The organism is Herbiconiux sp. VKM Ac-1786, assembly GCF_015350805.1.
Lineage (GTDB): Bacteria > Actinomycetota > Actinomycetes > Actinomycetales > Microbacteriaceae > Herbiconiux.
Genome location: NZ_JADKSG010000002.1, coordinates 247,818 through 264,285, shown reverse-complemented (window position 1 = coordinate 264,285; position 16,468 = coordinate 247,818). Strand labels below are relative to the sequence as shown.

Sequence of the window (16,468 nt, the reverse complement as noted above, 5' to 3'; positions counted from 1 at the left end):
TGCGGAGCGAGCCGCTCGAGGAGGTGATCTGTGGACGGCGTCGGCGCATCCGGGATCTGTGGAGGAGGCACGCACGAGGCGGGCCGCCGGAGACGAGGCGCACGAGACGAGGCGCAAGAGGCGGGCCGCAGCCCCGACGCACGACGGCCCGGCGCGCGCAGTGCGCGGCCGGGCCGTCGGGACGGGGTGGATCAGGCGGAGAGGACGGCCTGCACGTCGAGCGTGATGGTGACCTTGTCGCCGACGAGGACGCCACCGGTCTCGAGCGCGGCGTTCCAGTTGACGCCGAAGTCGTTGCGGTCGATCTCGGTCTTGGCCTCGAAGCCGGCCTTGTAGTTGCCGTAAGCGTCGGTGCCGAAGCCGCCGAACTCGAAGTCGAAGGTGACCGGCTTGGTGACGCCCTTGATGGTGAGGTCGCCGTCGATCTTGTAGTCGCCGCCCTCGACGCGCACGCCGGTGGAGACGAACTTCAGCTCGGGGTGGGTGGGGGCGTCGAAGAAGTCGTTGGTCGCGAGGTGGCCGTCGCGGTTCTTGTCGTTGGTGTTGACGGAGGCGACGTCGGCGGTCGCGGTGACCTTGGTGTCGAGCGGGTTCTCGGTGGTGACGAAGGTCGCGTCGAACTTCTCGAACTTGCCCTTGACCTTGCTGATCAGCATGTGGCGGACGGAGAAGGCGACCTCGGAGTGCGAGGGGTCGACGGTCCAGGTGCCGGCCTTGTACCCGGGGATCTCGATGGTGTCGGTCATGTGTTCCTCTTTCGTGAGTGTGAACGATGGCGGGGGGAGCGATCACCCGTCCCCACGGTCTATACAAATGCATGAAAGCACAGCTTTATTCCGGGCTGGTGTCCAGAACCTCCGAATCGGCGTGGAAGCGGATGGACGCGCCCGGTGTCATCGCCCCGTCTTTCACTTTCGTCACATACCCTGGAGGCCATGTGGAAGCCGTCCGCCCGCAGCTGGGGCACCGTCGCCGTCGTGAGCGCGCTCGTCGCGTGCGCCGGGGTGCCGGCCAGTGCGGCTGCCGGGACGAGCGTCACGACCGGCTCGGCCGCCACGACCTCAGGCGCCGCCGCCACCACGTCCGGCGCCGCCGCGACCACGACCGCCGTGACCGCCGGCGTCGCTCCCCGCGTCGACTACCCCAGCTGGGACGAGGTCAACGCCGCGAAGCAGAACGAGCAGGCCACCGCCGCCGAGGTCACCAAGATCACGTCCCTCCTCGACGAGCTCTCGTCGGTCTCCGCCCAGCGTGCCAACGAGGCGCTGCAGGCCGGCCAGGAGTACCTCCAGGCCAAGGCCGCCGCCGAGGCCGCGACCGCCTACGCCACGACCCTCCAGACCCAGGCCGACGACGCGAGCGCGAAGGCCGACACCGCGACGACCCAGGCCGGACTCCTCGCCGCGCAGCTCTACCGCTCGGGTGGCGACACGACGATGAACCTCGTGCTGAACCAGAACAACTCCGACTCGCTGCTCTACCAGCTCGGCACGATGACGAAGCTGACGGAGCGCACGGGCCAGATCCGCGAGGCCGCCGAGGCCGCGAAGAACACCGCCAAGGCCCTCGAGGAGCAGGCCCAGGCCGCCAAGACCGAGCGCGACCAGCTGGAGACGGCCGCCGACGAGCGGCTGCAGGCCGCCGAGGACGCGCAGGCCGCCGCCGACGCCCAGCTCGCCGAGGAGCAGAACCGCAGCGACTTCCTCGTCACCCAGCTGGCGTCGCTGAAGAACGTCACGGCCGACGTCGAGTCGCGCTACCGCGCCGGCGAGGAGGCCAAGCGGCAGGAGGAGGAGCGGCAGCGTCAGGCTCTCGCCGATCAGGATGCCCCGGGCAGCGCCTGGGTGCCGGGCGAGGTCGCTCCGGCCTCGGTGGCGCAGGCCTACGCGCAGAGCATCCTCGGCAACTACGGCTGGGGCGGCGACCAGTTCGGCTGCCTCGTACAGCTGTGGATCGGCGAGTCGGGCTGGCGCGCGAACGCCTACAACCCCTCGAGCGGGGCCTACGGCATCCCGCAGTCGCTGCCCGCGTCGAAGATGGCCTCGGTCGGCACCGACTACGTCACCAACCACGAGACGCAGATCATCTGGGGCATGAACTACATCTCCGACCGCTACGGCACGCCCTGCGGTGCGCTCTCGGCCTGGAACGCCCGCAACCCGCACTGGTACTGAGCCGCACACGCCACGAGCCGGGCAAGCGCCGAGCGCCGAGCGCCGAGCGCCGAGCGCCGAGCGCCAAGGGGCGAACGAGGCCCTCAGTACCCCCGATGATCCTGGATCGTCATCCGCGGCCCCCGCCGCGGCGGCCTGAACCCGCTCGCGAGCACCAGCCGCACGATGCGCTGCCGCTGACCGCGCCACGGCTCGAGCAGCTCGGCCAGCGCGTCGTCGTCGATCGGCTCGCCCACGAGCGCCCAGCCGACGGTGGCCGCCAGGTGGTAGTCGCCGAAGCTCACCGCGTCGGCGTCGCCGTGCGCGCGCTGAGCCGTCTCGGCCGCCGTCCAGACCCCCACCCCGTTCACCGTGCGCAGCCGGCGGAGCACCTCGTCGCCGCCCCGGCCGAGCGCGAGCGTGCGTTCGAGCCCCGACGCGACGGTCGCCGCCTGCAGCACCGTGCGCGAACGACCCGGGTCGACCCCGGCCCGGTGCCACTCCCACGACGGGATGCGGCGCCACTGCTCGGGCGTGAGCGGCAGCCGCAGCGGCGCGTGCCCGAAGGCCGGCCGGCCGTACGCCGCGTGCGAGTGACGGTCGGCGGCACCGCTCCCCAGCGGCCCCGGCGCGATCTCCCCGTACGCCGTCAGCAGGATGCGCCACGCCCGGAACGCCTCGACCGACGTCACCCGCTGCTCGATCACCGCCGGTGCCAGCGCATCGAGCACGCGCCCCGAGCGGGTGAGCCGCAGCCCCGCGTTGCGGCGCGCGGAGTCGGCGAGCAGCGGGTGACCCGAGGTGTCGAGATCGCTCCAGTCGTCACCCTCGCCGAGCAGTTCGGGCACCATCGACACGGCGACGGATGCTCCGCTCCCCCAGGCCCGTACCCGAACCTCGCCCGCCCCCGGCGTGAGCAGCAGCGTCGCGACGCCCGGCGTCTCACCACCCGTGCGCAGCGCGATCCACACCCCGCCGTTCTCGTCGAGCCGCGTGCACGGATCTCCGGCCCCACGCCGATGGGGCGACAGCGTGCCCCGCAGATCGAGCGGACCCCGCGGCCGGTAGACCGTCTCGAGCTCGGGAGCGTGCGCCTGGGGCGAAGCGGTCGAGGAGCTCATCGTGGCATGAAGACTACGTCACACCCCGGACACCGGTGCTCAGTCCAGCGCGTCGATCAGTCCGCGCAGCCAGCCCGGCCCGCGCACCTCGGCCCCGTGCTCCCGCACCCGCTCGATCAGCCCGCGATCCGCGGTCACCACGACGACCCGCTCGGGCACCGGCTGCCGCGCCGCCCGCGCGACCTCGTCGACGATCGCGTCGTCGCCCGAGCCGGCCGCACGCAGCACGGTGACCTGCCCCGAGTCGGCGGCCACCGCATCCTTCGCCTGCCCCTCGAGCACGACGTCGATTCGGGGCCAGCTGCGCCCCGCACCGGATCCGGGTGCGAGCTCCGAGGTCTCGATGCCGGCCTCGCCGAGGCGGGCGAGACGGGCGACCAAGCGGTCAGCGGCCCCCGCCCGGTCCTTCCACCAGCCGTCGGGCACCGAGCCGACCACGTTCGCCGCGTCGACCACCACCCGGATGCGCTCCCCCAGCCGCTCGCGCAGCACGGGCCAGGCCGAGCCGAACCCCGGGTGCAGCGGCAGGGAGTCGACCTCCTCGAGCGGCACCCAGCGCAGCTCCAGGCTCTCGGCGTCGCCGATGCGCGGGGCGAACGGGCGGGACGTCGTGGTGACCACGGTGACGTACGACCAGTAGCCGAGGTCGAGCACCGAGGTGAACGCGAGCTGCAGCGCGTCGGCCGGCACCCCGGCCTCCTCCTCCGACTCGCGGATGGCGCCCTCGACCGCCGACTCTCCCTCGTGTCGGGCGCCGCCGGGCAGGCCCCAGGTGCCGCCGAAGTGGCTCCACTCGGCCCGGTGCTGCAGCAGGATGCCCGCCGCCTCGTCGTGCACCAGCAGCCCGGCCGCACCGTAGCGGCCCCAGAACCGGCGGCCGTCGGGCCCCTCGACCCAGGCGTCGCCGCTGTCCCGCGGATGCGTCGGGGGAAGTGCCGTCATGACTCCACCTTCTCACGGAGCGACCCGGGCGACCCGCCCGAACGACCATGATGGAAACATGATCGTCACACCCGAGCTCCGCCACCCGCTGCGGCGCTTCCCGACGCGGCACGGCGAGCGCGTCATCGACTTCGACCGGCGCATCGCCGTGATGGCGATCGTCAACCGCACCCCCGACTCCTTCTTCGACCGGGGCGCCACGTTCGCGCTCGACAAGGCCGTCGCGAGCGCGGTCGCCGCGGCCGAGGCGGGCGCCGACTGGGTCGACATCGGCGGGGCGAAGTTCGCTCCGGGGCCCGAGATCGAAGAGGCCGAGGAGCTCGACCGCGTGCTGCCGGTGGTGGCGCAGCTGGCCGGGGTGAGCGACGTCGTCATCTCGGTCGACACCTTCCGCGCATCCGTCGCCGCCGCCTGCCTCGCCGCGGGCGCGCACGTCGTGAACGACACGACCGGGCTGAGCGACCCCGAGATGGCCGCCGCGGTCGCCGACGGGGGCGGGTCTCTCGTCGTGACGCACTCGCTCGCCGAGCCCCGCACGCCGTATCCACGGCCGCAGTACGACGACGTGGTCGACGAGGTGCGGGCGTTCATCGTCGAGCGGGTCGGGCGCGCGATCGACGCCGGCATCGCCGAGAGCGCGCTCTACATCGACCCGGGGCACGACCTCAACAAGAACACGCTGCACAGCCTCGAGCTCACGCGCCGCTTCGACGAGATCGCCGCGATCGGCCTGCCCGCCCTCGCCGCGGTGTCGAACAAGGACTTCGTGGGCGAATCGCTCGACGCCGCCAAGCCCGACCGCCTCGAAGGCTCGCTCGTGGCCGCCACCGTCTGCGCCATGCTCGGCGCCCGTATCGTGCGCATGCACGACGTGCGCGCCTCGGTCGCGTCGATGCGCATGCTCGAGACCGTGCTCGGCTTCCGCGAACCCTCCTTCCTGTCGCACAACGTCTGACCCCCGCCGAGAGAGGCCTGAGGATGACCGTTCCACCCACCCCCGACATCGTCGAGCTCTTCCCCACACCGTCGGCCCCGCTCGCCCCCGAGGAGCTGCTCTCGCTCTACTCGCCCGACCGCGCGACCCCGCGGCTCCGGGTGAACTTCGTGCAGAGCGTCGACGGATCGGCGACCGTCGACGGCCTGTCCGGCGGTCTCGGCGGCCCCGCCGACAAGGTCGTCTTCAACATCCTGCGCGGGGTCGCCGACGTGGTGCTGGTCGGTGCCGGCACCGCGCGCGCCGAAGGGTACGGCGCCCTCACCGTCGACGAGCGCTTCCACGGCTGGCGCGAGGCACTCCGGATGCCCGTGCACCCCGCCATGGCGCTGGTGAGCGGTCGGCTCGACCTCGACCCGGCATCCGACCTGTTCGCGAAGGCCCCCCGCCGACCTCTCGTGTTCACCTCGAAGGCAGCGCCGCCGGACGCCCGGCGGCGGCTCGCCCCCGTCGCCGACGTCGTCGACGCCGGCGACGAGCGGGTCGACCCCGCACTCGTCGTGCGGGAGCTGCACGAGCGGGGCCTCACCCAGATCCTCTGCGAGGGCGGCCCGTCGTTCTTCGGCGACCTGATCGCGGCCGACCTCGTCGACGAGCTCTGCCTCACGCTCAGCCCGGTGCTCGAGGGCGGCGCCGGCCCCCGCATCGCCCGAGCCGGCGGCGCTACCAGCGGCGCCGGCGGCAGCACCGGCGCCCCCGTCGTCCCCCGCCACCTCGCACTCGCGGGCCTCCTCCAGAGCGACAGCCTCCTGCTCTCCCGCTGGACCCGCGCAGCCGCATGACCACCCCGGCCCCGCTGCACGTTGACCCCTGGAACCCGTCCGACGCCGCCGATCGGGCTGCGGTCGCGGCGATGGTGGGGCACTACCACCAGCAGACCGAGAGCGAGAAGGGGGCGTCGGCGGTCGAGCTGTCCGACCGCTACCGGGCCGAGACGGAGGATCCGGTGACGGCCTTCGCCGGGTCGACGGTGCTTCTGGCGCGGTCACTCGACAGGCCCCTCGGCATGCTCGTCCTCAGCTCCACCTCGCCGGACTGGGTCGAGGTGAAGAGGCTGTGGGTGGAGCCCGAGGCCCGTGGGCGAGGCCTGGCGAAGCACCTGCTGCTCGAGGCCGCCTCCCGCGCCACTGCCGCCGGCGAGGGCCTCCGGCTCTCGGTCTGGGAGTGGCGAACCACGGCGATCGCCCTCTACGAGCGGCTCGGGTTCACGCACGTGCCGTCGTGGGACTCCCGCGCCGGGCTCGTCTGCCTGGAACGGCCCGCCGACGGGTGACCGCCGGACGGGCATCCGCTCGTCGTCGGCCACCCGGGAACCAGGACGGGACCCGCGCCTAGAGCTGGTCGACCGCCGTCACCCGCACGACCGCCGTGCCCGCCTCGTTCGAGGCAGCGAGGTCGATCTCGGCGGTGATGCCCCAGTCGTGGTCGCCGGCCGGGTCGTCGAAGATCTGCCGGGCGCGCCACACCGTCGGCTGCTCCTCGAGGATGAGGAGGGCCGCGCTGCGGGCGTGCGGGCCGATGCCCACCGAGTCGTGCACGTCGTAGTAGTCGTCCATCGCGGTGGCCCAACGGTCGGCGGTGAAGCCCGAGGAGGCGTCGAGCTCGCCGAGCTCGTCCCAGGCCTCGCGGGCGGCCAGCGTGACCCGACGGAACAGCTCGTTGCGCACCAGGATGCGGAACGCCCGCGGGTTCGAGGTGAGCAGCTTCGGCGCCGGGGGCACCACGGCCTCCTCCGACTCCTCGCGCCGGGCGGCGGCCTCGACGGCGGCGGGGTCGATCAGCGCCTCCCACTCGTCGAGCACGCTCGAGTCGGTCTGCCGAACGAGCTCGCCGAGCCACTCGATCAGGTCGAGCAGGTCGTCGTTCTTCAGCTCGTCGGGCACCGTCGAGCGCAGCGTGCGGTAGGCGTCGGAGAGGTAGCGCAGCACCAGGCCCTCCGAGCGGGGCAGCCGGTAGAACGCGATGTACTCGCCGAACGACATCGCCCGCTCGTACATGTCGCGGATGACCGACTTCGGCGAGATGTCGAAGTCGCCGATCCACGGCTGCGAGGCGCGGTAGGTGTCGAACGCCTCGCTCAGCAGGCCGAGCAGCGGCTTCGGGTAGGTGACCTCGTCGAGCAGCTCCATGCGCTGCTCGTACTCGATGCCCTCGGCCTTCATCGCCTGCACGGCCTCGCCGCGTGCCACGAACTGCTGCGCCGAGAGCACCGGCCGGGGGTCGTCGAGGATGGCCTCGGTGACCGACACCACGTCGAGCGCGAACGACGGCGAGTCCTCGTCGAGCAGGTCGTAGACGGCGAGTGCGAACGGCGACAGCGGCTGGTTGAGCGCGAAGTTCGGCTGCAGGTCGACGGTGGGGCGGATGATCGTGATGCCCGTGACCGCGTCGGTGACCTGCTCGACCACTCCCGCCGTGCGGAGCGTGCGGTAGATCGCGAGGGCCTGCCGGATGAGCTCGCGCTGCTTCACGCGCGGCTCGTGGTTGTCCTCCAGCAGGGCGCGCATGTTCGCCACGACGTCGCCGCCGCGCGCGATCGTGTTCAGCACCATCGCGTGCGTGACCGTGAGCTGCGAGGTGAGCTTCTCGGGCTCGGCCGCGATCAGCTTCTCGAAGCTCGGCTCGCCCCACGAGACGAAGCCCTCGGGCGCCTTCTTGCGGATGAACTTGCGGCGCTTCTTGGGATCGTCGCCGATCTTGGCGAGCGCCTTGAGGTTCTCGGTCTCGTGCTCGGGCGCCTGCACCACGACCGTGCCCGCGGTGTCGTAGCCGGCGCGGCCCGCGCGACCCGCTATCTGGTGGAACTCGCGCGCGGTGAGCTGGCGCATCCGCGTGCCGTCGAACTTGGTCAGCGCCGACAGCAGAACCGTGCGGATCGGCACGTTGATGCCGACACCGAGCGTGTCGGTGCCGCAGATGACCTTGAGCAGGCCCCGCTGCGCGAGCCGCTCGACGAGACGACGGTACTTCGGCAGCATGCCCGCGTGGTGCACGCCGATGCCCATGCGGATCAGCCGCGCGAGCGTCTTGCCGAAGGCCGTCGTGAAGCGGAACGGCCCGATCAGCTCGGCGATCTCGTCGCGCACCTCCCGGCTCGCGACCTTGATGCTCGACAGGGCCTGCGCCCGCTCGATGGCGGCGAGCTGGGAGAAGTGCACGATGTAGACGGGGGCGCGCTGGGTCTGCAGCAGCTCCTCGACCGTCTCCTGGATGGGCGTCGTGGCGTAGTTGAACGTCAGCGGCACGGGTCGCTCGACGCCCGTGACGACCGTGGTCTCGCGGCCGGTGCGGCGCGAGAGGTCTTCGGCCAGCCAGTCGACCTCGCCGAGGGTGGCCGACATCAGCACGAACTGCGCGTTCGGCAGCGCGAGGATCGGCACCTGCCACGCCCAGCCGCGATCGGGGTCGGCGTAGAAGTGGAACTCGTCCATCACGACCTGGCCGGCCTCGGTGTCAGCGCCGTGCCGGAGGGCCAGGTTGGCGAGGATCTCGGCGGTCGCGCAGATGATCGGAGCATCCGGATTCACCGACGAGTCGCCCGTGACCATGCCCACGTTGGTGGCCCCGAAGATCTCGACCAGGTCGAAGAACTTCTCGCTCACCAAGGCCTTGATCGGGGCCGTGTAATAGCTGCGGATGCCCTGGGCCAGCGCCGTGGCATGGGCACCGACCGCCACGAGCGACTTGCCCGTGCCCGTGGGGGTGCTGAGGATGACGTTCTCGCCCGAGACGATGGCGAGCACCGACTCGTCCTGCGCCGGATAGAGGGGAGTGCCGCGGCCGGCCGCCCACTCGGCGAAGGCGTCGTAGGCCGCATCGGGGTCGAAGGGCTGCGGCATCGCCGGGCGGGAGGGGGTGGAGGTCACGAGCCCAGCCTACGGCGGGCCGCCGACGCTCCCGGGTGCGGGCGCGGGCGCTCGGCCGCGAGGGTGGTGGCCGCGGGGCCTCCCGGCTGTCGGCGGCCTGTGCAAGGCTTGACGGATGAGCGAGGGCGTGCGCATCGACAGCTGGCTGTGGGCTGCGCGCGTCTACAAGACCCGCTCGCTCGCCACCGCGGCGTGCCGGGCCGGTCACGTGAAGCTGAACGGCGACCGGGTCAAGGCGGCGCAGCCGGTGCGGCCTGGCGACGAGGTGCGGGCGCGCATCAGCGGCTTCGACCGCATCCTGACGGTGCAGAAGCTCGGTGCCAAGCGCGGTTCGGCCGCGGTGGCCGCCGAGCTGTTCGCGGATCTCACTCCCCCGCCGCCGCCCCGCGAGGAAGTCGCCTTCGTGCCCGTGCGCGACCGCGGCACCGGGCGGCCGACGAAGCGCGACCGGCGCGAGCTCGAGCGGCTGCGGGGCCTCAGCCCGGCCGGTCCGGGCGGCCCGGCCCGCGACGGGGACGAGGACGACGACGGAGACCTCGGACTCAGGCACGGCCAGTACCCTTGATCACGACGAGCCGCGACGACGAGCGGCAGCCCTCACCACCACCCCCGCGAGGCCAGTAGGAGCATCATGTCCGACGCCACCCCCACCGACCCCGACGCCACCCGGCCCCACACCACGCACCCCCAGGCCGTCGAGCCGGAGACCGCCGGGCGCGAGACCGCTGAACGCGAGACCGACGAGCCCGAGACCGATCTGTTCGCGAGCCTGTCCGACGACGATGACGACGCCACCGCCACGGCTGCCCAGCCGGCCCCGGCCTCCGAGCCGTCCCCCGAGCCCGCCCCGGGCTACGAGCTGACCGGGCGCGACCGCACCGCCCTCAGCTTCGTCGGGGCGTCGCTGAAGATCGGCACCCCCGAGTTCCGGGCCCGCTACGCCGCCGTCATCGACGACCTCTACCGCCAGCACTTCATCGACCCGAAGGCGCACCCGGCCTACGAGCCGCCCCCCGTTCCGCCGATCGAGGACGTCGAGGAGACCGACCCGCTCGAGATCATCCGCTCGCAGCTCGGCCTGGTCTTCGACGACCGGCGCCTCCGCGACGACGCGCGCGCCGACGCCGAGCAGCGCCTCGCCGACACCAGCGAGCGCCTGGCCGAGATGACCGCCCGCTACGAGCGCACCCAGGCGACCCTCGACTCCACCGCCGCCGACCTGGCCGAGCGCGAGGAGCAGCTGCTCGCCCTCCAGGCCCGCCTCGCCTCGGAGACCACGGCGCTGCAGCAGCGCCTCGCCTCGGAGACCGCCGCGCTCCAGGCGCAGCTGGCCGACGAGACCGCCCGCCTCGAGGCCCAGCGGCTCGACGAGACCGGCCGCCTGCAGACCGAGCTGAGCTCGACCACCGCGCGCCTCACCGACGAGCACCAGGCCATGGCCTCGGGCTACGAGGTGCAGATCGCCGGCCTGCACACCGCGCACGCCGCCCAGCTCGAGGAGGTGCGCGGCTCGCACGTCGCCCAGCTCGAGCAGCTCAGCGCCTCGCACTCCGGCCAGATCGAGCAGCTCACCGCCGCGCACGCGGCCCAGGTCGACGAGCTGCGCAAGGCGCACGCCGCCGAGACCGACCAGCTGCGCGCGGGCCACGCCTCCGAGAGCGACCAGCTGCGGATGCACGACGAGCAGCTGCGCGCCGCCCACGTCGCCGAGATCGAGCAGCTCACCGCGGCCCACCTCGCCGAGCTCGAGCAGCTGCGCACGCAGCACGAGGCCGAGCTCGAGCAGCAGCGCACCGACGCGGCCGCCGAGCTCGACGGGCTCCGCAGCGAGAACACCACCCTCACCGAGCGTTTCGGCGCCGAGATCGAGCAGCTGCGCACCGACCACGCCACCACCGTCGCCGCCCTGTCGGCCGACGGCGAGGGCGCGGCCGCCGCGATCGCGCAGACCGCCGACGAGCTCGAGCAGAGCCGCGCGCGGGTCGTGCAGCTCGAGAACGAGCTGGCCGCCGCCCGGGCCGAGAGCGACGCGGCGACCGCGGCGTCGTTCGCCGACGAGAGCCCGGCGACGGATGCGGGGGCCGAGCACGAAGCAGCCCTCGCCGAAGCGCGGGGCCGGGTCGACGGCCTCGAGCGCGAGCTGGCCGAGGCGCAGGCCGAGGCCGCCCAGGCCCGCCGCGACGCGGATGCGGCGGCGGCCACGGCGGCCGCAGCCGCGTCGGCCGCCGCGACGGCCTCGAGCCGCGACGCCGAGCGCGAGCCCGAGGGCTTCGAGGCCCTGGGACTCGGAAGCGGCGACGACGACCTCGGCGACGCCCGCGACCGGGTCGCCCGGCTCGAGAGCGAGCTGCGGGCCGCCCGCACCGAGATCGGCATCCTCGCCGACGAGCGCGACCGTGCGCTGTCCGACGCCGCCATCTCGCTCGAGGACCGCGAGAAGCTCAGCGACGCCCTGATGGCCGCCCAGGCGAACCGCTCGACCCAGGCGTCGACCCTCGAGGTCGAGCTCCAGCAGGCCAAGGCCCTCGTCACCGAGATCGAGGAGATCGCCACCGGCCAGCTCTGCGACGAGGACGAGACGAGCGAGTACGCCATCGGCGCGAACGACTCCGCCGTGCTCGTGCTCAACGCCATCGCGGGCGCCGACGAGTAGAGTCCGTTCGTTCCGCGCCGCCGCTCCGTCCCGTCGGGGGCCGGAGCGGCGGCGCCATGTGTACGCTGTCCACAAGAGCGTCCGGTCCCCGGACACGCTTCCCTACCCCGAAGGTCCAGCATGAGCGATGAGGAGCAGCCGCCGTCGCGGTCGACCTACCGGCACGGCGGACTCCGCGAGGCCCTGCTCGAGGCCGGCATCGAGATGGCGCGCGAGGGCGGCCCCGACGCCGTCGTACTGCGCGAGGCGACCCGGCGCGCCGGAGTGTCCCCCAACGCGGCCTACCGGCACTTCGCCGACCGGGAGGCGCTGCTGAAGGCCGTGAGCGACAGCTGCCTCGGCTTCTCGGCCGACCGCATCGAGCGGGAGCTGGCCGAGCATCCGCCCACCGGCCCCGGCGGAACCCCCACCGAGGCCGACGCCCGCGCGATGCTGCGCGCCGTGGGCCTCGGCTACCTGGCCTTCGCCCGCGAGGAGCCCGGGCTCTTCCGCACCGCGTACTCGGTGCCCGACGACCTCAGCCACGCCTTCGACCCCGCCAAGGCGGGCCGGGCGGGCCGCACCCCCTTCCAGCTCGTCGGCATCGCCCTCGACGCGATGGTCGAGACGGGTGCCATGCCCGCCGCCCGCCGCCAGAACGCGGAGTTCCTCGCCTGGGCCACCGTGCACGGCCTCGGCATGCTCATCATCGACGGGCCCCTCCGCGGACTCGACGACCGCATGGTCGACTTCGCGACCTCCCGCCTCCTCGACATGGTCGACCGCGGCCTCTGACCCGTACACGACGCCGGCCTCGCCCGGCCCCAAGGGCGTCGGCACTCCGCGGTCAAGGCTCAGGGGAGATCCCGCGCCGACTGGCATGATGGCAGGATGAGCGGCTCCGGCGCCCCCGCGGGGCAGCACGACGGCGCGCAGCGCGGTGCCGCCGATGAGCGGATCGTGGCGGCGACGCTGCAGCTGCTGCGCGACCGCGGGCCGGCGGGCGTGACCGTCGAGGCGGTGGCCGCGACCTCGGGCGTCGCGAAGACGACGATCTACCGCCGCTACGAAGACCGCGAGGCCCTGCTGACCGCCGCCATCGACGCGGCGACCACCGAGGTCACCCTGCCGAGCGGCATGAGCACCTACGACACCCTGCACTGGCTGCTGGGGGCCGCCCGCGTGCGCGTGCAGGACATCGTGGGGCGCGGCACGGTCGCCGCCATCCTGGTCGACGACGGCGACGCGCCGTTCACCGAGCAGCTGCGCGACATGATCCGGATGCGCAGCCACCAGCTCGTCTCGTTCCTCGACGAGGCCGTCGCGCGGGGCGACCTGCGTGCCGGCCTCGACGTGAAGCTCGTGGTGAGCGTGCTGCTCGGCTCGGCGGTCGGCCACGTCATCCGTGGCGGCGAGCCCGACGAGGAGTGGGCCGACCGGCTGCTCACGCTGCTCTGGCCGGCCCTCACTCCCCCGCAGTAGCCCCCGTCGGCTAGTGGCCGGCGGGAGCGTCGGCGCGAGGGGCGTGCGCGACGCGGGCCGCGACCTCCTCGGGCGTGATCGGCGTGCCGAGGATCTTGCCCGGGTTGAACTGCTGGCCCGGGTCGGCCGCGTCGAACAGGCCCTGCATGAGGGCGACGCCGCCCGCCGAGATGTCCTGCTCCATCCACGGCGAGTGCTCGACGCCCACCGCGTGGTGGTGCGACAGCGTACCGCCGGCGTCGATGAAGGCCTGCTGGATGCTCGACTTCACGACCTCGTACTGGGCGATCGGGTCGTCGCCGTGCACGAACGCGAAGGTGAAGTAGAGGCAGGCGCCGGAGTGGTACGAGTGCGAGAGGTGGCACATGATCCAGCCGTGCACGCCCAGGGCGTCGTAGGCCTTGTTCGCGGCCGCGACGGTGTCGTCGTAGACCTTCTGCAGCTTCGACCAGGGGGCGGCTGTCTCCGACACGTCGGCGGCGGCACCCCGGTCGAGCAGGAAGTCACGGAGGTAGGGCGTGTCGAACTTCTTCTGGTCGTAGAGGGCGCCCGGGCCCTTGCCGACGCCGAGGCCGCCGTGCTTCCGCACGATCTTCGACACGAGCTTCTTCTCGTAGGCGACGTGCGACGAGCTGCCCTCGAAGCCGATGAACGACAGGCACATGTCCTCGAGCACCCAGCCGCGGCGCTGGAGCACCGACATGAGCGTCTTCGTCACGAACGAGGAGACACCCTTGGACTCCTTGCGGGTGGCCAGCGAGAAGCCGCTCTCCCGCGCATCCGACACCCGGGTGATCGACGGCGAGGCGTCGGACTCCGAGATCTCGTGCATGGCGGCGAGGCCGGCCTTCCAGTTCGGGAAGAAGTAGGCCTGAACCTCGCGCACGGCGGGCTGGCGGTGCACCTGCACGGTGACCTCGGTGATCACGCCGAGGCGGCCCTCGGAGCCGACGATCATCTCGCGCACCGACGGGCCGGTGGAGGTGGAGGGCAGGGGGCGCAGCACGACGACCGTGCCGGGGCGCACCATGCGGAGGCCTCGGGCGATGTCGGCGATGTCGCCGTACTTGTCGCTCTGCATGCCCGAGGAGCGGGTCGCGACCCAGCCGCCGAGCGTGGAGTGGGTGAAGCTGTCGGGGAAGTGACCGAGCGTCCAGCCGCGGGCGTTCAGCTGCGCCTCGAGGTCGGGGCCCTGGGCACCGGCCTGGATGCGGGCGAGACCCGAGCCCTCGTCGATGTCGAGCACGCGACGAAGGCGCCCCAGGTCGAGCGAGACGATGGTGCGCTTCTCGTCGGCGAGGGGTTCGAGGCTGCCGGCGATGTTGCTGCCGCCGCCGAACGGGATGAGCACGGCGCCCTCGGTGATGGCCGCGTCGACGATGCGCTGCACCTCGGCCTCGTCGGCCGGGTAGACGACGACATCGGGCACGCGGGCGATCTCGTTGCGGCGGACGCGCAGCAGGTCGCGGATGCTCTTGCCATAGGTGTGCACGACACGGGCCATGTCATCCGTGGTGGAGTTGGCCTCGCCGACGATGGCGACCAGCTCGGCCTCGAACGACGGTGTCAGGCGCGGCGGCTCGACGGTGAGCTCGTCGAACGCCAGCGGCGGCACCGGCGGGACGCTGATGTCGAGCGCCACGGCCTTCTTCACGAAGGGGGCGAAGTCGGGCTTGTCCTCGAAGTGGAATCCGACGCCCTCGAGGCCCCAGCCCCACCACTTCATGTGCTTCACGTCGGTCATGCGATTCCTTTCGGGGTGCTGCGGGGTGAGCCGTCGGCGGTGGCGGCTCCGGTCGAGTGCAGTCGCTGCACCTCGGCCCTGATGCGCTGGGAGAACTGGTCGGGCGTCTCGCCGGGCAGTCCGATCATAGGCTCCCCGAAGACGACCGCCACCGGCGGGCGCCCAGGGATCGGCCAGTTGCGGCCGCGCGGCATGGCGGCGCTCGCGCCGACCAGGGCGACGGGCACGAGCGGCACGTTGCAGGAGAGCGAGAGGGCGGCGGCCCCGGCCTTGAAGTCGGCCATCTCGCCGGTCTTCGAGCGGGTGCCCTCGGGGAAGACGAGCAGCGGCACCCCGCGGTTCAGCAGCTTCTTCGACACGCCCTGCTTCTGCGCGGTGCCGGTGCGGTCGATCGGGAAGGCGTTGAAGAACAGGGCGGTCAGGATGCGCCGCCACCAGATGTCGAAGAAGTAGTCGGCAGCGGCTCCGGCCGCCAGGTACCGGCCCATGCGCCGCGGCAGCGCGCACATGATCAGCGGCGCGTCGAGGTGGCTGGAGTGGTTCGCGACCGCGATGAACGCACCCTGCACGCCCTTGACCGCGTCGTGGCCGCGCACGGTCACGCGGGTGATCGACCAGACCACCGGCTTCAGCAGCATCCGCTGCGCGACGAAGCGCATGTTCGCCATGACGCTGCTCGTGAAGCGGTCTTTGGGGGCACGGATGAGGTGCGGGTGGTTGTGGGTCATCATGAGGTCTTCGCCTCCGACGGCACGATCGGTTTGCTGCGGCTGGACGAGATGCGGCCCGAGACCCAGCGGATGGTGCGGCGGGGCAGGTGGCGGGTGAAGAGCATGAGGAAGCGGAACCGCTTCGAGGGCACCGAGAGCACCTTGCCGTGGGCGACGTCGCGCAGGCACTCTTCGACGAGCGCGTCGGCGTCGAGCCAGAGGAAGTCGGGGATCGACTTGGTGCGGATGCCCGCCCGGTCGTGGAACTCGGTGCGCACCCAGCCCGGCAGCACCGCCGTGACCTGCACGCCCGTGCCCTTCAGCTCGACCGCGAGCGCCTCGGTGTACGCCGTCGTCCACGCCTTCACGGCCGAGTAGTTGCCCGTGGCGATGGTGCCGGCGACGCTCGAGACGTTGAGGATGGTGCCCTTGTGCCTGGCCTTCATGGCGCGGCCGGCCGCACCGCCGAGCACGAGCACCGCGAGGCACATCACCGACAGCGCCCGCTCGTGGATCGAGATGTCGCGCTCGAGCAGCGAGCCGTGGATGCCGAAGCCGGCGTTGTTGACCAGGAAGTCGATGGGCGACTCCGTCGACTCGAGCCGCTCGGCGATGCGGTCGACGTCGGCGCGCACCGAGAGGTCGGCCGAGATGGTCTCGACCTTCGTCGCCCCGTCGCGGGAGAGCTCGGCGGCCGTCTCGCGCAGCCGCTCCTCGTCGCGAGCGACGAGCACGAGGTCGTACCCTCGAAGGGAGAGGGCTCGGGCGAATGCTGCACCGATCCCCGAGGTTCCACCGGTCACCAGAGCCGTCGCCATGGTGCT

At 72.5% G+C, this 16,468-nt stretch carries 15 protein-coding genes; 8 read left to right on the top strand and 7 right to left on the bottom strand.

Annotated elements, in window-relative coordinates; all coding sequences use genetic code 11:
* Positions 1 to 191: 191 nt before the first annotated feature.
* Positions 192 to 746, bottom strand: coding sequence for a YceI family protein (locus ITJ64_RS12280; RefSeq protein WP_194681082.1), 555 nt, complete (start codon positions 744 to 746; stop codon positions 192 to 194).
* 189 nt (positions 747 to 935) lie between these two features.
* On the opposite strand from ITJ64_RS12280, the gene ITJ64_RS12275 reads away from it, so the two are divergent.
* Positions 936 to 2,174 carry a hypothetical protein gene (locus ITJ64_RS12275; protein WP_194681081.1) on the top strand — a complete coding sequence of 413 codons (1,239 nt, stop codon included), beginning with the start codon at positions 936 to 938 and terminating at the stop codon, positions 2,172 to 2,174.
* A gap of 83 nt (positions 2,175 to 2,257) precedes the next feature.
* On the opposite strand, the gene ITJ64_RS12270 is transcribed toward ITJ64_RS12275, so the two are convergent.
* The gene (locus ITJ64_RS12270; RefSeq protein WP_194681080.1) at positions 2,258 to 3,274 is read right to left on the bottom strand and encodes a DNA-3-methyladenine glycosylase; all 1,017 of its coding nucleotides are present in this window, start codon (positions 3,272 to 3,274) and stop codon (positions 2,258 to 2,260) included.
* Positions 3,275 to 3,313: 39 nt separating this feature from the next.
* Positions 3,314 to 4,216, bottom strand: a complete 903-nt coding sequence (locus ITJ64_RS12265; protein ID WP_194681079.1) for an NUDIX domain-containing protein — start codon at positions 4,214 to 4,216, stop codon at positions 3,314 to 3,316.
* A gap of 58 nt (positions 4,217 to 4,274) precedes the next feature.
* Here ITJ64_RS12265 and folP point away from each other — a divergent pair, with 58 nt between their 5' ends.
* Genes folP through ITJ64_RS12250 form a run of 3 tightly spaced genes read left to right on the top strand, consistent with a single transcriptional unit; the run spans position 4,275 to position 6,483 of the window.
* Entirely contained in the window at positions 4,275 to 5,171 is an 897-nt protein-coding gene (gene folP / locus ITJ64_RS12260) for a dihydropteroate synthase (RefSeq protein WP_194681078.1), read from the top strand.
* Between the two features lie 23 nt (positions 5,172 to 5,194).
* On the top strand, positions 5,195 to 5,992 hold the full coding sequence (locus ITJ64_RS12255) for a pyrimidine reductase family protein (RefSeq protein WP_194681077.1): 798 nt from the start codon (positions 5,195 to 5,197) through the stop codon (positions 5,990 to 5,992).
* Entirely contained in the window at positions 5,989 to 6,483 is a 495-nt protein-coding gene (locus ITJ64_RS12250; RefSeq protein WP_194681076.1) for a GNAT family N-acetyltransferase, read from the top strand. The genes ITJ64_RS12255 and ITJ64_RS12250 overlap by 4 nt, the downstream gene beginning before the upstream one ends.
* 58 nt (positions 6,484 to 6,541) lie before the next feature.
* Here ITJ64_RS12250 and ITJ64_RS12245 read toward each other — a convergent pair whose 3' ends face one another.
* Positions 6,542 to 9,049, bottom strand: coding sequence for an RNA helicase (locus tag ITJ64_RS12245; protein WP_194682132.1), 2,508 nt, complete (start codon positions 9,047 to 9,049; stop codon positions 6,542 to 6,544).
* Positions 9,050 to 9,191: 142 nt separating this feature from the next.
* Here ITJ64_RS12245 and ITJ64_RS12240 point away from each other — a divergent pair, with 142 nt between their 5' ends.
* From ITJ64_RS12240 to ITJ64_RS12225, 4 genes are all read left to right on the top strand, one after another.
* Positions 9,192 to 9,641: an RNA-binding S4 domain-containing protein gene (locus ITJ64_RS12240; protein ID WP_194681075.1), complete on the top strand. Its 450-nt coding sequence runs from the start codon at positions 9,192 to 9,194 to the stop codon at positions 9,639 to 9,641.
* 66 nt (positions 9,642 to 9,707) lie between these two features.
* A complete protein-coding gene (locus ITJ64_RS12235; RefSeq protein WP_194681074.1) occupies positions 9,708 to 11,729 on the top strand; it encodes a hypothetical protein in 2,022 nt (673 codons plus the stop codon).
* Between the two features lie 120 nt (positions 11,730 to 11,849).
* A complete protein-coding gene (locus tag ITJ64_RS12230) occupies positions 11,850 to 12,503 on the top strand; it encodes a TetR/AcrR family transcriptional regulator (RefSeq protein ID WP_194681073.1) in 654 nt (217 codons plus the stop codon).
* A 96-nt stretch (positions 12,504 to 12,599) separates the two neighbouring features.
* Positions 12,600 to 13,190 (top strand): TetR/AcrR family transcriptional regulator, encoded by a 591-nt coding sequence (locus ITJ64_RS12225; protein ID WP_194681072.1) that lies wholly within the window; start codon positions 12,600 to 12,602, stop codon positions 13,188 to 13,190.
* A 10-nt stretch (positions 13,191 to 13,200) separates the two neighbouring features.
* On the opposite strand, the gene ITJ64_RS12220 is transcribed toward ITJ64_RS12225, so the two are convergent.
* Genes ITJ64_RS12220 through ITJ64_RS12210 form a run of 3 tightly spaced genes read right to left on the bottom strand, consistent with a single transcriptional unit; the run spans position 13,201 to position 16,462 of the window.
* Positions 13,201 to 14,934, bottom strand: coding sequence for an FAD-binding oxidoreductase (locus ITJ64_RS12220; protein ID WP_194681071.1), 1,734 nt, complete (start codon positions 14,932 to 14,934; stop codon positions 13,201 to 13,203).
* Complete coding sequence (locus ITJ64_RS12215) at positions 14,931 to 15,665, bottom strand: 1-acyl-sn-glycerol-3-phosphate acyltransferase (protein ID WP_228508654.1); 735 nt, start codon at positions 15,663 to 15,665, stop codon at positions 14,931 to 14,933. Before ITJ64_RS12215 ends, ITJ64_RS12220 begins: the two co-directional genes overlap by 4 nt.
* Positions 15,662 to 16,462 carry an SDR family oxidoreductase gene (locus ITJ64_RS12210; protein ID WP_194681070.1) on the bottom strand — a complete coding sequence of 267 codons (801 nt, stop codon included), beginning with the start codon at positions 16,460 to 16,462 and terminating at the stop codon, positions 15,662 to 15,664. Before ITJ64_RS12210 ends, ITJ64_RS12215 begins: the two co-directional genes overlap by 4 nt.
* Positions 16,463 to 16,468: the final 6 nt, after the last annotated feature.

Excerpts from the sequence above, each read along its gene's own strand:
- ITJ64_RS12270 (WP_194681080.1), bottom strand. The coding sequence starts at position 3,274 with ATGAGCTCCTCGACCGCTTCGCCCCAGGCGCACGCTCCCGAGCTCGAG.
- ITJ64_RS12265 (WP_194681079.1), bottom strand. The coding sequence starts at position 4,216 with ATGACGGCACTTCCCCCGACGCATCCGCGGGACAGCGGCGACGCCTGG.
- ITJ64_RS12245 (WP_194682132.1), bottom strand. The coding sequence starts at position 9,049 with ATGCCGCAGCCCTTCGACCCCGATGCGGCCTACGACGCCTTCGCCGAG.
- ITJ64_RS12240 (WP_194681075.1), top strand. The coding sequence starts at position 9,192 with ATGAGCGAGGGCGTGCGCATCGACAGCTGGCTGTGGGCTGCGCGCGTC.
- ITJ64_RS12235 (WP_194681074.1), top strand. The coding sequence starts at position 9,708 with ATGTCCGACGCCACCCCCACCGACCCCGACGCCACCCGGCCCCACACC.
- ITJ64_RS12220 (WP_194681071.1), bottom strand. The coding sequence starts at position 14,934 with ATGACCGACGTGAAGCACATGAAGTGGTGGGGCTGGGGCCTCGAGGGC.
- ITJ64_RS12255 (WP_194681077.1), top strand. The coding sequence starts at position 5,195 with ATGACCGTTCCACCCACCCCCGACATCGTCGAGCTCTTCCCCACACCG.
- ITJ64_RS12225 (WP_194681072.1), top strand. The coding sequence starts at position 12,600 with ATGAGCGGCTCCGGCGCCCCCGCGGGGCAGCACGACGGCGCGCAGCGC.
- ITJ64_RS12210 (WP_194681070.1), bottom strand. The coding sequence starts at position 16,462 with ATGGCGACGGCTCTGGTGACCGGTGGAACCTCGGGGATCGGTGCAGCA.
- folP (WP_194681078.1), top strand. The coding sequence starts at position 4,275 with ATGATCGTCACACCCGAGCTCCGCCACCCGCTGCGGCGCTTCCCGACG.
- ITJ64_RS12250 (WP_194681076.1), top strand. The coding sequence starts at position 5,989 with ATGACCACCCCGGCCCCGCTGCACGTTGACCCCTGGAACCCGTCCGAC.
- ITJ64_RS12275 (WP_194681081.1), top strand. The coding sequence starts at position 936 with ATGTGGAAGCCGTCCGCCCGCAGCTGGGGCACCGTCGCCGTCGTGAGC.
- ITJ64_RS12230 (WP_194681073.1), top strand. The coding sequence starts at position 11,850 with ATGAGCGATGAGGAGCAGCCGCCGTCGCGGTCGACCTACCGGCACGGC.
- ITJ64_RS12215 (WP_228508654.1), bottom strand. The coding sequence starts at position 15,665 with ATGATGACCCACAACCACCCGCACCTCATCCGTGCCCCCAAAGACCGC.
- ITJ64_RS12280 (WP_194681082.1), bottom strand. The coding sequence starts at position 746 with ATGACCGACACCATCGAGATCCCCGGGTACAAGGCCGGCACCTGGACC.